General features: G+C 64.6%; 9 protein-coding genes, 1 tRNA gene and 3 pseudogenes. 8 read left to right on the top strand and 5 right to left on the bottom strand.

Annotation, left to right across the window (positions count from 1 at the left end; translation table 11 throughout):
* Positions 1–162 precede the first annotated feature (162 nt).
* Positions 163–276: pseudogene (locus HUA76_RS30995) on the top strand (IS30 family transposase); the annotation flags it as partial.
* A 382-nt stretch (positions 277–658) separates the two neighbouring features.
* On the opposite strand, the gene HUA76_RS30990 reads toward HUA76_RS30995, so the two are convergent.
* Together HUA76_RS30990 and HUA76_RS45725 are read right to left on the bottom strand one after the other, a co-directional pair.
* Positions 659–1471 (bottom strand): hypothetical protein, encoded by an 813-nt coding sequence (locus HUA76_RS30990; protein WP_174462876.1) that lies wholly within the window; start codon positions 1469–1471, stop codon positions 659–661.
* Between the two features lie 483 nt (positions 1472–1954).
* Positions 1955–2434: pseudogene (locus tag HUA76_RS45725) on the bottom strand (AT hook motif domain protein); the annotation flags it as partial.
* A 266-nt stretch (positions 2435–2700) separates the two neighbouring features.
* Here HUA76_RS45725 and istA point away from each other — a divergent pair.
* Positions 2701–4290, top strand: a complete 1590-nt coding sequence (gene istA, locus HUA76_RS30980) for an IS21 family transposase (RefSeq protein WP_174462875.1) — start codon at positions 2701–2703, stop codon at positions 4288–4290.
* Positions 4277–5044: an IS21-like element helper ATPase IstB gene (istB, locus tag HUA76_RS30975; protein ID WP_163871124.1), complete on the top strand. Its 768-nt coding sequence runs from the start codon at positions 4277–4279 to the stop codon at positions 5042–5044. The genes istA and istB overlap by 14 nt, the downstream gene beginning before the upstream one ends.
* Positions 5045–5177: 133 nt before the next feature.
* On the opposite strand, the pseudogene HUA76_RS30970 reads toward istB, so the two are convergent.
* The 3 genes and pseudogenes from HUA76_RS30970 to HUA76_RS30960 all read right to left on the bottom strand — a co-directional run.
* A pseudogene (locus tag HUA76_RS30970) lies at positions 5178–5660 on the bottom strand (AT hook motif domain protein); the annotation flags it as partial.
* A 400-nt stretch (positions 5661–6060) separates the two neighbouring features.
* Positions 6061–7311 carry a hypothetical protein gene (locus tag HUA76_RS30965; protein WP_174462874.1) on the bottom strand — a complete coding sequence of 417 codons (1251 nt, stop codon included), beginning with the start codon at positions 7309–7311 and terminating at the stop codon, positions 6061–6063.
* A gap of 1135 nt (positions 7312–8446) precedes the next feature.
* Positions 8447–8532 (bottom strand) — tRNA-Phe (locus HUA76_RS30960).
* A gap of 264 nt (positions 8533–8796) precedes the next feature.
* Here HUA76_RS30960 and HUA76_RS30955 point away from each other — a divergent pair.
* The 5 genes from HUA76_RS30955 (at position 8797) to tnpB (ending at position 12252) form a co-directional block, all read left to right on the top strand.
* A complete protein-coding gene (locus tag HUA76_RS30955) occupies positions 8797–10035 on the top strand; it encodes a hypothetical protein (protein ID WP_174462873.1) in 1239 nt (412 codons plus the stop codon).
* A gap of 445 nt (positions 10036–10480) precedes the next feature.
* Positions 10481–11068: a transposase gene (locus tag HUA76_RS30950; RefSeq protein WP_371823539.1), complete on the top strand. Its 588-nt coding sequence runs from the start codon at positions 10481–10483 to the stop codon at positions 11066–11068.
* A 158-nt stretch (positions 11069–11226) separates the two neighbouring features.
* Entirely contained in the window at positions 11227–11616 is a 390-nt protein-coding gene (locus HUA76_RS30945) for a hypothetical protein (RefSeq protein WP_174462871.1), read from the top strand.
* 91 nt (positions 11617–11707) lie between these two features.
* A complete protein-coding gene (locus HUA76_RS30940) occupies positions 11708–12064 on the top strand; it encodes an IS66 family insertion sequence element accessory protein TnpB (protein WP_174462870.1) in 357 nt (118 codons plus the stop codon).
* Positions 12064–12252: an IS66 family insertion sequence element accessory protein TnpB gene (gene tnpB / locus HUA76_RS30935; protein WP_174462869.1), complete on the top strand. Its 189-nt coding sequence runs from the start codon at positions 12064–12066 to the stop codon at positions 12250–12252. The genes HUA76_RS30940 and tnpB overlap by 1 nt, the downstream gene beginning before the upstream one ends.
* The last annotated feature ends 114 nt before the right edge of the window (positions 12253–12366 follow it).

Here is a 12366-nt window from a genome sequence, read left to right as displayed (position 1 = left end):
CCCGGGGCTCATCGTTCGAGCCCTGTGAGTTGTATGTGGCTCGTAGAGTGCGCACTATATTTGGTCGCCAGTTGGAGTTGTACGAATCGTTTCTAATACGACGGGGTCACTTCCCGTGCTCTCCGAGGGCACCTCTCGCGCCGGAGACCTCTGAGAGCCCTCTCCGGCAAGCAACTCGACGCCATCGCGCACGAACTCAACGGGCGCCCGCGTCAAACGCTTGCATGGCGAACGCCTGCCGAAGTATTCGCGTTAGCTGTCGCGACGACCGTTTGAGACCGCCCTCACGTGCAGCTCCTTGCGAGGTTTCGGTCGCATTTCAAAAAATGCTTGGGATGCTGGTTTGACCGGCGCTATGGCCGAATGTCGGACCTGCATGGAGGCTCAGTCTACGGGCGATGCAGAACCTGGTGCTCGTAGCGGGTGCGTGCCACGCCGCTAAGCCCATGCAGGCAGGTGTGCGGCGGATGCAGACTTGTCGCAAGCCCCCACACAGGGCGCAAAGCGCTCGGGCGCGAGCCCCGGGCTGGAGCCGAAAGCCTGCGCCTTCCACACGGAGACGCCATGACGGATAAGCGCAGGCGGCCCGAGAGTCGCAAGTCGCCGGAGAAATTCCCGCGAGAGGCCATGCAGTTCGGCATCCGAGGGTCATGCGTCGTTAGGGGGTCCAAATCTGGTCAAACGACTTTTGGTCTGGGTGCATTCTGTTGAAATACCTCATTGATGGATTTATCTCCATGGAGGGGGCGCCTGAGGTGGGGATTATCGTAAGCGCCAACTTGCCTGTCTTGATGCCAATTGTTCCCTTGAACGAGTAACCGCCGGTGGGGGCAGTAATCGAGGTGTCTAGTTCAAACGAGAACCCGTCATCGTCATATTTCGCGTTCCTGATTTGTCCGCTTACGGAGGGCGCGGCAACCGCTTCGAATGCTTCGTGCCCGAGGGAGTAAATGAATACTCCAAGAGCCGACTCGGCTACTCCATTGGGCAAGACTAATGTGCATGACCGCTGATAGTCGCCCTTGTAGCGCCACTTCCCTGCCCAGATGGCATGCCTTAGCATGCGCAGCGATGTTATGGAGTCCTTTTTTGATTCAAGCTTTTCCTTGAATCCATCGGTGACAAGCATGTACCGTGAGTAGTGTGGTATGAATTTGCCGGCCCGCTTGTGGGCTTGGATTTTTGCTACAACCTTGGCGCGTTGGTCATCGTCGAAGAGAGACTTGATTATTCCGTCGACAGTCTCTTCTGTTGCGGCGTGGGCTACGCCGACAAAGGCCGGCTCCGCCCAGAACGTAAAGTCGCGAATGATGCCTTGGAAGCCGTCAACGACTTGTATGGTTGTGTCTCGGGCGTCGCCGCGCACTGCGTCATATACCGCGGCAGTATAGTGGTACAGTGTTCCCAGGACTGGAATCTTATCCACCACGTTCGGAATGGCCGAGGCCAGCTTGTCTATTGAAAAAGTCATGAGGCGTTCTCCTTCATCTGTGTCTACGTTTCTTGGGGGTGGTAGGGGTGTCCGTTGTCCATGACTATCGCTGGGGTTGGAGCTCTCTTCGAACAGATTGGGTTCCCCCGGCTTGGTCGTGGCCACCTCTGGGATGCATGTGCGGTGCCGATATGGGGCGTGTGGATTCTTGCCCATGCAGCCGGCGACTGCTGGGGCATGAGGTGTTCGTTGACGCGTCATTGACGCGTCATTGACGTGTCAATTTGTGTGGGCTCTGGAAGTCGGTGTGGGCGAATTCGCCATCATAGGGCTTCTGCCGAATGTGGCGCGCGAGCAGGGAGCGAGGACCCTTGAGGTGGCACACTTCATCAGCGCCTATGCCCAGAGAGACCTGGGGTGCCCAGCCAACTTTGAGACCATCTCTAGGCTGTGTCGTTTGAGAAGGCGTCGCCGGTCGGTCCTTGGAGAAAGTCTGGACCTATTTGGGCGCAGAGTCTCCTGCTAGAGATGCGCGGGCGCGTTCGTTTCTGTATTGCTCAATGTGTCGGGGGCGAGCTGTTCACCGCCCGACGTGCTCACCACCTCTGGCCGTCTGCCACTGTCCTCCACCTCGGCGTCCACCTCGCCGCGCTCGGCGGGTGTCGTCTCGCATGCAGCTCGTAGGGCATGGGCATGCCGAGCCTGGAGTCCCTCCAGCGAGAAGCTGGCGTGCAGTTCCTGGCGGGAGTCGGCGCCGCCTTGGACGAACTCCTTCAGGCGCACCATGGTGTTGAAGTCGGTGGGGTTGTCGACGCGCACGCGGCCCTCCGCGAAGCCGAGGAGGTAGCCGTCAATCATCTTCAGGGCGTCGTCCTTGGAGACGGCGATGGCGGTGGCGCGCAGCTCGATGAGCTTCGCATCCGCCTTGGTGGCGATGCGAGTCTTGGCCTCCTCGCGGCGGCGCAGGCAGTTGTGCTCCTTCGCGTAGTTGGCTGTGACGGACCGGGGTAATGGATCGCAGGCGGGTCACTCAAGCTGTTCGTAGCGGGGTCGGCCAAGCGGATCGCCCCGGGGTCGGCCAAGCGGACCGCAAGTCGGAGCAGTCGGGACGGCGGTTTGCCCACCCCAGAGACAGTTGGAAGAAACGCGGCCGGCGGGTGGGGTGAGCGCCTACCCGGCCAGTCATCCCGTGCATCCTCGCGAGTCCACGAGCACCGCCCCCGCGGTGCGCCCAGGGACGCGCGCGGATGAGCTACCGGAGAGTCGACATGGACAGGTTGAGAGAGTTGGTGCGGTTGCACCGCATGGGGACGGGTGCGCGCGAAGTGGCCCGGCTGTTGGGCATGGGGCCGAATACGGAGAGGGCATATCGCGCGGCGCTCATGGCGGCTGGCGCACTGGAAGGCCCCGTGGACGAGGTGCCTGAGCTGGAAGCGCTCAAGGCGCTGGTGCAGGAGCACCTGCCCTCCAAGGTGTCACCGCAGCAGACGTCCTCGCTGGTGCCTTGGCGGGAGCGAGTGGAGGCACTGCTGGGCCAGGGGCTGGGGCCTCGTGCCATCCACGACAGGCTCCGGCTGGAGGTGGAGGGCTTCGCGGCGAGCGCCTCGGCGGTGAAGCGCATGGTGCGACAGCTGCGCAAGGTGCGAGGCGTCCGGGCCGAGGACGTGGCCATCCCCGTCGTGACGTCGCCAGGGGAGGTGGCGCAGGTGGACTTCGGCTACGTCGGCAAGCTGCTGTGCCCCAGGCAGAAGGTGGCGCGCAAGGCGTGGGTATTCGTCCTGGTGCTGGCGCACAGCCGCTACCTGGTGGCCGACGTCGTCTTCGAGCAGTCGCTGCCGACATGGCTGCGGCTGCACGTGGACGCCTTCGAGCAGTTGGGCGGCGTGGTGGAGACGGTGGTACCGGACAATCTGAAGGCCGCCGTGTTGCGCGCGGCCTTCACTCCGGACGAGCCGTCCGCCCTCAATCGCAGCTACCGGGAGGTAGCCCGGCACTACGGCTTCAAGGTGGACCCGACACCGCCGTACGCGCCGCAGAAGAAGGGCAAGGTGGAAGCGGGCGTCAAGTACGTCCAGTCCAACTTCTTCAAGGGCCGAGACGGCCAGGACGTCGACGTCGTCCGTGCTGACTTGAAGAAGTGGCTGGCGGAAGTCGCCAACGTCCGGTGGCATGGGAAGACGGGCCGGCGTCCGGTGGACGTCTTCCGCGAGGAGGAGCTGCCCGCACTCCGGCCCCTGCCCACCCGACGCTTCACGCCTGTCGTCTGGAAGGCCACGCGCGTGCATCAGGACAGCCACGTCCTCTTCGACAGGCGCTTCTACTCGGTGCCCTGGCGCCTTGTCGGCAGCGACGTCTGGCTGCGCGTCACCGACGCCAGTCTCGAGGTGTATGCGGACGACGTGCGCGTCGCCACCCATACCCGGCGCGGCACCGGCCTCTACACCACCCACGAGGAGCACCCGCCCCAGCACCGTGCAGACTTGCGTCACCGCAGCCGCGGCTACTGGGAAGGCCGCGCCGCCCGGCTGGGAGACGAGGTGCTCACCTACGTGCGCGCCGTCTTCGACTCCGACGAGGTGCTGTCGCAGCTGCGCGCCGTGCAGGCCATGGTGACTCACCTGGAGACCTTCCCTCCCGAGCGCGCACGCGCCGCCGCACGGCGCGCGCACTACTACGGCACGTACAGCTACGGGGGCCTCAAGAATCTGCTGCGCCAGGGGCTGGACTTGCAACCCCTGCCGCTGGCGCTCGCCACCCCGGCGACGGCCTCTCTCACTCAGCCGCGCTTCGCACGCAGCGTGGCCGAGCTGCTGCACCACCCCGCCGTGCCCCAGGAGCCCGAAATTGAGCCCCACTGACGAGCTGATTCCCATGCTCAAGAAGCTGCGCCTGTCCGGTGTCCTCCAGTCTCTTCAACTGCGCACCCAGCAGGCCGTGGACGACAACCTCTCCCACTCCGAATTCCTCTACCGGCTGCTGAGCGACGAGGTGGAGCGTCGCGATTCCAAGCAGCTTTCCCAGCGCGTGCGTCGCGCCTCCTTCGAGCACGCCAGGACGCTCGAGGACTTCGACTTCCACTTCAACCCCAGCGTGCCCAAAGCCAAGGTGCTGGAGCTGGGCACGTGCGGCTTCCTGGAGCGCCACGACAACGTGCTCGTCGTCGGTCCCACCGGCGTCGGCAAGTCTCACCTGGCCCAAGCTCTCGGTCACCGTGCTTGCCGTGCTGGCTACAGCACCCTCTACGTCGGCACCCACGAGTTGCTCATGCAACTGAGGGCCGCACGGGGCGACGGTAGCTACGAGAAGCGCCTGTTGCGCTTCACCTCTCCAGACTTGCTCATCATCGATGACCTCGGCCTTCGCGGGCTGACGCAGGATGAGCCGGTGGACCTCTACGAGGTCGTCCGCCAGAGGTACGAGCGCAAGAGCACCGTCATCACCTCCAACCGGGCGATTGAAGAGTGGCCTCCGCTCTTCGGCGACCCGCTGATGGCCAGTGCCGCCATGGACCGACTGCTCCACCACGCGCACGTCCTGGTCATCGAAGGCGACAGCTATCGCAATCCACCCCCTGCCCGACGCCGCAAGCCCACCGCCGCGGAGGCCCGTTAGACAACAGCGTGGATCCGCTTGGCCGACCCCAAACTCGTCACCGCCGTGAACTCGAACAACGGCTCTCTGACGAACTCACCAGGGCGATCCGCTTGGCCGACCCTCACGCGGTCCATGCCCCCGGTCCTTGACAGTTGGCGACGAGTGAGGTCGCGACACCGAAGCGCTCGGCCAGCTCGCGGTACGAGGCGTAGCTCGTCGTGGTGGAGCCGTCGGGGAGCGTCTTCACGTCGCCGAAGACGAGGGCGCGGTCCAGCTCCTGGCGCGGGAGAGCGGGCTCCTCGGACTTCCGGGGGCGGCCCGTCTTGCGCTTCGGAGGTGGGGGCGGTGGTGCTTCGGTCGGCGCGGGCGTCTCGGCTGGCTGCTGGCCCGCGAGGAGGCGCTTGCGGCGGCCGAGGCAGTCGTGCTGCTGGGCGTACTTGGCGACGGCGCTGTGGGCGACACCGAAGCGCTCAGCCAGCTCGCGCAGGGAGGGGAAACGTCTCTTCACACGGCCCCGCGTGGTGGGCACCTCCTCGCCTTCCACGAGGAGTCTGTCCACCTCGTCATGGGGAAGCCGAGGGCCTTCGGCCTTGGTGGGGCGCCCCAGCTTCTTCGGGGGCTTCTTCTGGGTCATGCCTTCCCTCATGGACTGGTACAACACCGAGCACCGACATTCGGCCATCCGCTTCGCCACTCCCGACGACAGGCACTTTGGTCGTGATACGGCACTGCTGGCTCGACGCCACGGAGTGTACCAGCGTGCCCGAGCCCGTCACCCCGAGCGCTGGAGTCGCGGCACGCGCGATGGGACGCCGGCAGGCCCCGTGCGCCTCAACCCGGCTCCCAGCCTCTCTCTCTGCTTCTGCAGGAAGTGCGGGGCGCAGGCTGAGCCCTTTCACGCGACAACTCCCTTGCCGCTCACCGAGACCCTCAAGCCTGTCTCCATGCCTACTTGAGGGAGCAGCCACGCCCGCCGGGGCCCGTTCAGCCGGCCCTGGCGGTGGGCTTCGACTCTTCAGAGACGGGAGGCGGACTTACGGGGCGTGGTCCGGATCCCCGGGGAGGCAGGGTTCCATCTTCTCGGGGGGAACGAGGAAGCGCTCCTCGCGGTCCAGATGCCGGGACATGCCCGGCGTGCCGAAGCCAATCTGGCCGCCGTCATAGATCAGAACCGCCCAGTCGTTCTGCGACACGGGGTACACATCCGTCGCGACGCCGTTGCGGTTGAAGTCCAACGCAATGGCGTTGAAGTCGTATTGGCGGTTGTTGTTGAAGTCGACGAAGTCGGCTGCGGAGAACATCGCCACCTGGGCGTTGTTGAAGCGCAGCCCGTAGTACCTAGCCAGTTCCGACCCGGTGGACGGGGCGACGGCCGCGAACGCGGTGAGCTCATTGACGGCCGCCTCGTTGATGGAATCCACGTGCACACGCGAGTAGTCGAGCGCGCCGAACGTGCCGCCCAGTTCGAATCCATAGAACTGGTATTCGTAGTTCATGATGCTCAGGTAGTTGGGCTTGTAGTTGGCCTCGTCATTGCCACCGTGGCGCAGGCCCAGGTTGTGCCCCAGTTCGTGCATGAAGGTGCCGGCCTGCTGTTGCTCGGTGCCGTTGAAAGAGCCCAACGTCATCAGGAAGTCCTGCGCGGGGAGGCCGCGCGAGATACCGCTGGAGAAGTTCCCGTCGTACTGGTGCGCGAACACCGCGTAGTGAAAGTAGGGCGCGCGGGCGGCGGCGAAGTACTTATTCTTGATGACGTCGAATTCCGTCCACACGGGGCTCAGGTTCATGTCCGCGTCCGCGGCGGCGATCTGCTGATCCAGCAACAGGTGGAGCGTGATGCCTGTAGACCCATCCGGATTGCTCACCGGCGCGCTGGCGAAAGCCGTGATGACCTTGTCCAGCGTGGCCTGGCTGGGTCTGAGGTTGGGGTAATAGTCCACCTCCACGAAGATGTCCTTCTTGCGCGCGTTGGCGCCGAGGGCACTCAAATCCAAGCCGCCGAAGCCGAACGTCTCTACGTAGTCGCTGAGGCCATCCCCATCCGTGTCAGCCTTGTTGGGATCGGTTCTCAACACAGCCTCCACGATGTCACAGATGCCGTCACCGTCTGCATCCAGTGAGGTCAGGAGGCAGCCGACAGGGAGCGGGAGAGGCACTGCCGCTGCCACCACCTCAGCCTGGCGGGTGCTGCTCTGTTCCAGGGCCGGAGGGGCCGCTTCGCCACAGGCACTCAAACCAAGGAAAGCCAGAGCGGCTGTCAGCAGACGCTTATGAAGGTGCGGCATTGTCGTCCTTTGTGTCAAGGATTGGCGTTGCGCCAATCGCCGACATTGTCGCTGGATGCGCATGGAATTGGAACTGGCGTTGTTGGTATTGAGCGGCTTCCGCGGGGCTGCTCGTGTCTGGCCAGAAGTACTGGAAAAAGACATGTGGGCCGTCACGCTTTGTGTAGCGCTTTCGTTCCAGACTCCGACATCAGTCGAGGGACGTCCGCGCTCCAGGCACGAGCCACGTCATGCTCGTGTCCTGGCCCGCACGAAGTGGTGGTAGGCGATGGCCACGCTGGCGCCGCTCGCCTTGCGGATGCCCTTGATGGTCGTCGCCGCCCACCTCACCCTTCACGGATTGCGAATCGCGGGCCTTGGGCATGGGAGGCCAGAGTCGCAGAGGACCCCGCTGGCAGTGGTTGTTCCCGGGGCTGAGCGAGGATCGGTGGCGCTGCGAGAGTTGGGGCCGCCGGGGAGGCAGGGCAGGAGCGCGCTGGTCGGCCCTCCGTAGGGGCCGTTCACGCTTCGCGCCTTCCCTTCGGAAGCCTGCAAAGCATGTAAGAGACGAAACCGGAAGGCAGAGAGAGCGGCCGTCCTGGAAGCCCTAGAGCGGAGAAGTGAGACTCTCAGGGAATTGTGTTAACCGGTGCCCCAACGGTTAACAGCACCTGTTAACCGCTCTCGGTTGTTCTCTCCCCAGATCGGGCGAAAGAGAGCCCCAGAAAGCCCAATCCGCGGCCGAATGGATGGGCAATCGCGTTCTGCGTCGCAGCGCGTAGAGAGTGTCCTCTGAATCGTCGTGGGGTGAAAACTCTTGTAATTCAGGGGCTTAAGCGCGAGTGTCTGGCGCAATCCATCGCGCGACTCGTGTTAACCGAAAAGGCCCTGCCAGTTTGCAGGGCCTTTCAATCAGCTCCCCAAGAGAAACTCTGCGCGAACTTGTTCTCGGCGTCTCTCTAAAGAGTGCGACGGGAAACATGAGAGACATCCTGGGGTTGGATGAAGTCAGGAAAATTCGGGGTCCGATTGGTGGGCCGCGAACTTCTGTAGACAGGCTTTGCTCCTGCTCCTTCTGAGCCAGGTCTTGCTGGTCTCATTGTGCGATGGCTCGTGATGCGATGTGGCAGCGAGCACCAAGCTACGTGCTTGAGTATGGGGACGCAGGGAGTTGAACCCAGAAGGCCCTGTCGGGCCCGGGCTCTTCAGACCCGCGCGTCTTCCCTGGCGCTCTGCGTCCCCTGAGGGGCAGGCGCCCTGAAAGCCGAGGGGCCAGGTCCCCCGGATGGGAGCCCGGCCGATGCATGGCTTGGCGCGCTTGGTGGCGGCATCCTTTCGAGCTTCAGGTGGCCCGAAAATCCCAGAGCATGTCAGCTGGGCGAGCATGGTGTCCCACCCCCCGCCACCGACCCCTCGCACGCAAATTCCTTTAGTTTCAGTGACGCATGATGCGTTCGCCTTGGGGCTTGACCCCACCACAGCCAGCACGCACACAATCTCGCTTCGATGTCACTGAACGATCTACTTACCGCGCTTCGTGGTCCCTCGGGCCTCGGCCCGCCGCCGGGAGTCGCGCTCGCGGCGGTGGCCGGCTGTGAGTACCTCCCGCCGAAGAAGGTCGCGCGTGCCGATCTGCAGGCGCTGCGCGACCTTCTGCCCGCGCTGCCCGACGACCTGCGCGACGGCCTCGTCGCCGTCAATCGCATGCGACTGCGCTGGCCCGGCGGTCAGATTCAGCTCCAGGCGATCAAGGCGCTGGTGGACGCGCTGGTCCGGCACGTCGCGCACCCGACGCAGGACCCGCTGCTTCGCGAAGGACTGCTCCCGCTCGCGTGCACCTCGCATCGTGGGCACCATGTGCACACGTGCGCGCGATTCGTGGAGGGCAGCTATGAGCTCGTGCTCGCGCTGGACACGAAGCGCTGGACGCTGCCGTTTCGGCTGGAGGAGTACCTCGCGCTGGCGATTCGTTGCGCCGGGGCGCCGTTATGGCCGCTACTCGTCGCCGAGGCCGCTCGCCGCGAGCTCGGACTGACCGGATCATTCGAAGCGCTCGAGCGAGAGGTCGCCGGGCTCCTGGTGGCGACCTCGCCGGGGGTCGACTGGCACGCCGAACTCGCACAGGCCGTGGCCGGCCGAGCATGGATGCGACCGGAAAGGCCCGGGAAGGGGCGGCTGCTCGTGGATGGCGGCGCGCCGATGTCGAGCGAGATGATCGCTGCGCACCTGATTCTCGGTCATCCCGTACCGGCGGGTGTGCTGAACTTCTATCGGCAGCTTGACGGGACCGTCCTCTCGTGGCGCAGAGACGGCCTGTTCGCGGACTCACGCATCTCCGGCTATATGGACCTGTTCTGGCGCAAGGAGTCTCTCGTCGCCAAATACCTCGGAGACAGTCGGCTGAACGGGCGCCCCGAGGGAAAGTACCGGGTGCTCGTCTACGGCGAATACCCAATCTTCATCGATATGGCGGCCCTGGACCTCTATCCGCTGTATCACTGGAACTACTCCGAACGGTCGCTTCATCGCATACGCCTGACCTTCGATGAATACATGCTCAGGTTCATGCGCTGTGGTGCCGTCCAGCGCTGGGAGCGGCTGTTTGCGGACGGCTTCGCGGCGGACACCCCTGTGCAACAGGACATACTGCGTGCCGTTCGAACGGTCTGCCTCGACCAGGAGCTCGAGAGCTTCCTGGCCCCCACGGCGCGAGCGGACCGCCGGGCCGTCGCTGCGGCGCTGTGACAGAGGCTCCGGCGGATGCCGGGCCCAGCACCATCGCCCGCGCCGCACCACCGGGACAGGCGAATCCGAGAGCACGCCTCCGAGCATGCGATGGGTGTGCCTACCCCAAATTCGGTCGCTGCGTCATGAGTGCGTCAAAATGTGCGTCATGACGTGAGCGATGCGCATGACGAGCCGCTGGGTCCTCTTTTCCCTTTGATAGAGGTCGGAATTGCGCCCGGCTCAGACGCCTCAATACCTCTCTGGGTCGTGTCCCTATAAGTGTGTAGATGTCGAGCAGGGGCGAGCGGAAAAGAGGGAAGCTCCTCGGTGAAACCAACCGAGACGGTCCTCCTTTGGCGAGGAGGCCGAGAAGTTCCCCGCCGTGGACGATACAGACTTTGCCGCGCCCTCGCACGAGGAGGTGCGCACCGACGTGCGAGCCCTCTTCCTGGGAGCCATCCGCATGACGCTGGAGATGCTGCTGGAGGAGGAGATTCGAGGCCTGGTGGGCGCGGGGCGCTGGCAACAGGTGGCGGGGCGCAAGGACCAACGCAACGGCAGCTACCTGCGAGGCCTGCTGACGTCCATGGGGCACCTTGAAGTGGCTGTGCTGGAGGCGACCTTCAAGAAGCGCGGGTCTTCGATCCACCCGAGCGCGGAGAAGCGCGGGATTGGAGGGCCGCGCATCAACGCTCGAGGTGCCGAAAACTGGCGGCAGGGGAGCCTTGAGCCACGCTGGGCGGCAGAAGTGGACGAGATGAGCGACCTGGAGGAAGGCCAGGCCGCCGGACAAATGGAGTCGCCACCTCTCCGCGACAGACAGCAACAAGAGGCGCCCGTGTCACGAAAGCGTCCACCCGGAGGCCCGGGTGCACGAGCTTCGAGAGCGAGAGTGCTGTCATTGCGGGGAATTGTTCTGGCTCTGTCGGAGGTGCGACAGGGGCCAAGCCTACTGTCACGACAGGTGCCGCACGCTGGCCCGCAGAGCGCAGTGGCGCAATGCGAGCCGTGCCTATCGGGCGAGCCTCAACCCTTCTGTGGTGCGCCGTGATGCGGCGGCCCGCAAAGCAGCACAACGCGCACGGCAGCGAGCGCGGAAAGTCACACATCCAGGTTCAAGCCAAACGGAGGCGGGCGTAACAAAAGCCGCACGTGTGCCCCGCGAGCCGGATGCGCCGGCCGCCAGGCGCCGTCTGGAGGTGGCTCTCTATGTCTTCACCGCCGCTGTGGCTGACGCTCGAGGCGCATACCCCATACACCCAAATCCTTCTCTCCGTGCCCAAGCGGGGCACCGTCCTCAAGGCCCGCCTGCCACCCGTACCAGCGATGACTCCAGCCGTGTCCCTGCTGGTGGAGTCTCTCAGTGCCTGGTACGGCATGCCCCTCTACGCTGTCGTCGATGCCGACGCGCAGGAGGCCCGCCTCCAGCCTGGGTTGTGGGCGAAGCTGTTGGGAGACCTGGCCTTCAACCCCAACATCGCCGTCGAGTGGACGTCTCTGCAGTGCCCACCCCCGCCCCGTGACAGGTTTCTCGAGTGGGAAGGCTTTGCGTCGGCCCGGCGGTTGCTCACCCGCGCGGCGACGGGGCAGCAGCGATGATTTCGCCTGAGATTGGCGCTGAAATGAGACGCCTTGTAACCGACCGACGGCGGGCGTCCTGAGTTGAGCGCGCCTTGCGGGTTCTTGGGGCATGCGACGACCCAATCCGGATGAGTGGCCGAAGTTGGTGGAGGAATTCGAGACGAGTGGGCTGCAGCAGAAGGAATTCGTGGCCAAGCACGACCTGCCCTTGGGCACGCTGCAGTACTGGCTCTACAAGAAGCGCAAGAAGCGGGGCCTCCGGGCGTCAGAATTGGCTGCCGAATCGGTCGCCGCCTTTCTCCCTCTGGAGGTTGTAGCGTCGCCCGCGCCGCAGGCGCGGGAGAGCTTCTTTGAAGTCGCCACCGTGGGCGGCCTCGTGCTGCGCTTCCCGGTGGGCGCGGACACGGCCTACGTCGCGCGGCTCCTCGCAACCCTCGCGAGTGCGGGCACGGCGGCGAGCACCTGATGTTGCTACGGCTTCCTCGGACGGTGCACATCCTGCTGGCGCGAGAGCCCGTCGACATGCGCAAGAGCATCGATGGCTTGGCGGCCGTCGTGCGCATGGCGTGGCAGGAGGACCTCTATGCGGGCCACCTCTTCGTCTTCGTGTCGCGCCGAGGAGACAGGGTGAAAGTCCTCAGCTGGGAAAGGTAGCGCGCAATGCGGTCGACACTGCAAGCGATTTGGAAGAAGTCACCATCACCATGGCGGTCCATCCCTTCCGCGGCAGACGGTTTCCAGTCCTGCGTGCCGACCGCGACGTGCAGG

Source organism: Myxococcus sp. CA056, from assembly GCF_013336715.1.
Lineage (GTDB): Bacteria > Myxococcota > Myxococcia > Myxococcales > Myxococcaceae > Myxococcus > Myxococcus llanfairpwllgwyngyllgogerychwyrndrobwllllantysiliogogogochensis.
Note: the sequence above shows the minus strand (reverse complement) of the source record. Positions and strands in the feature narration are given on the sequence as shown.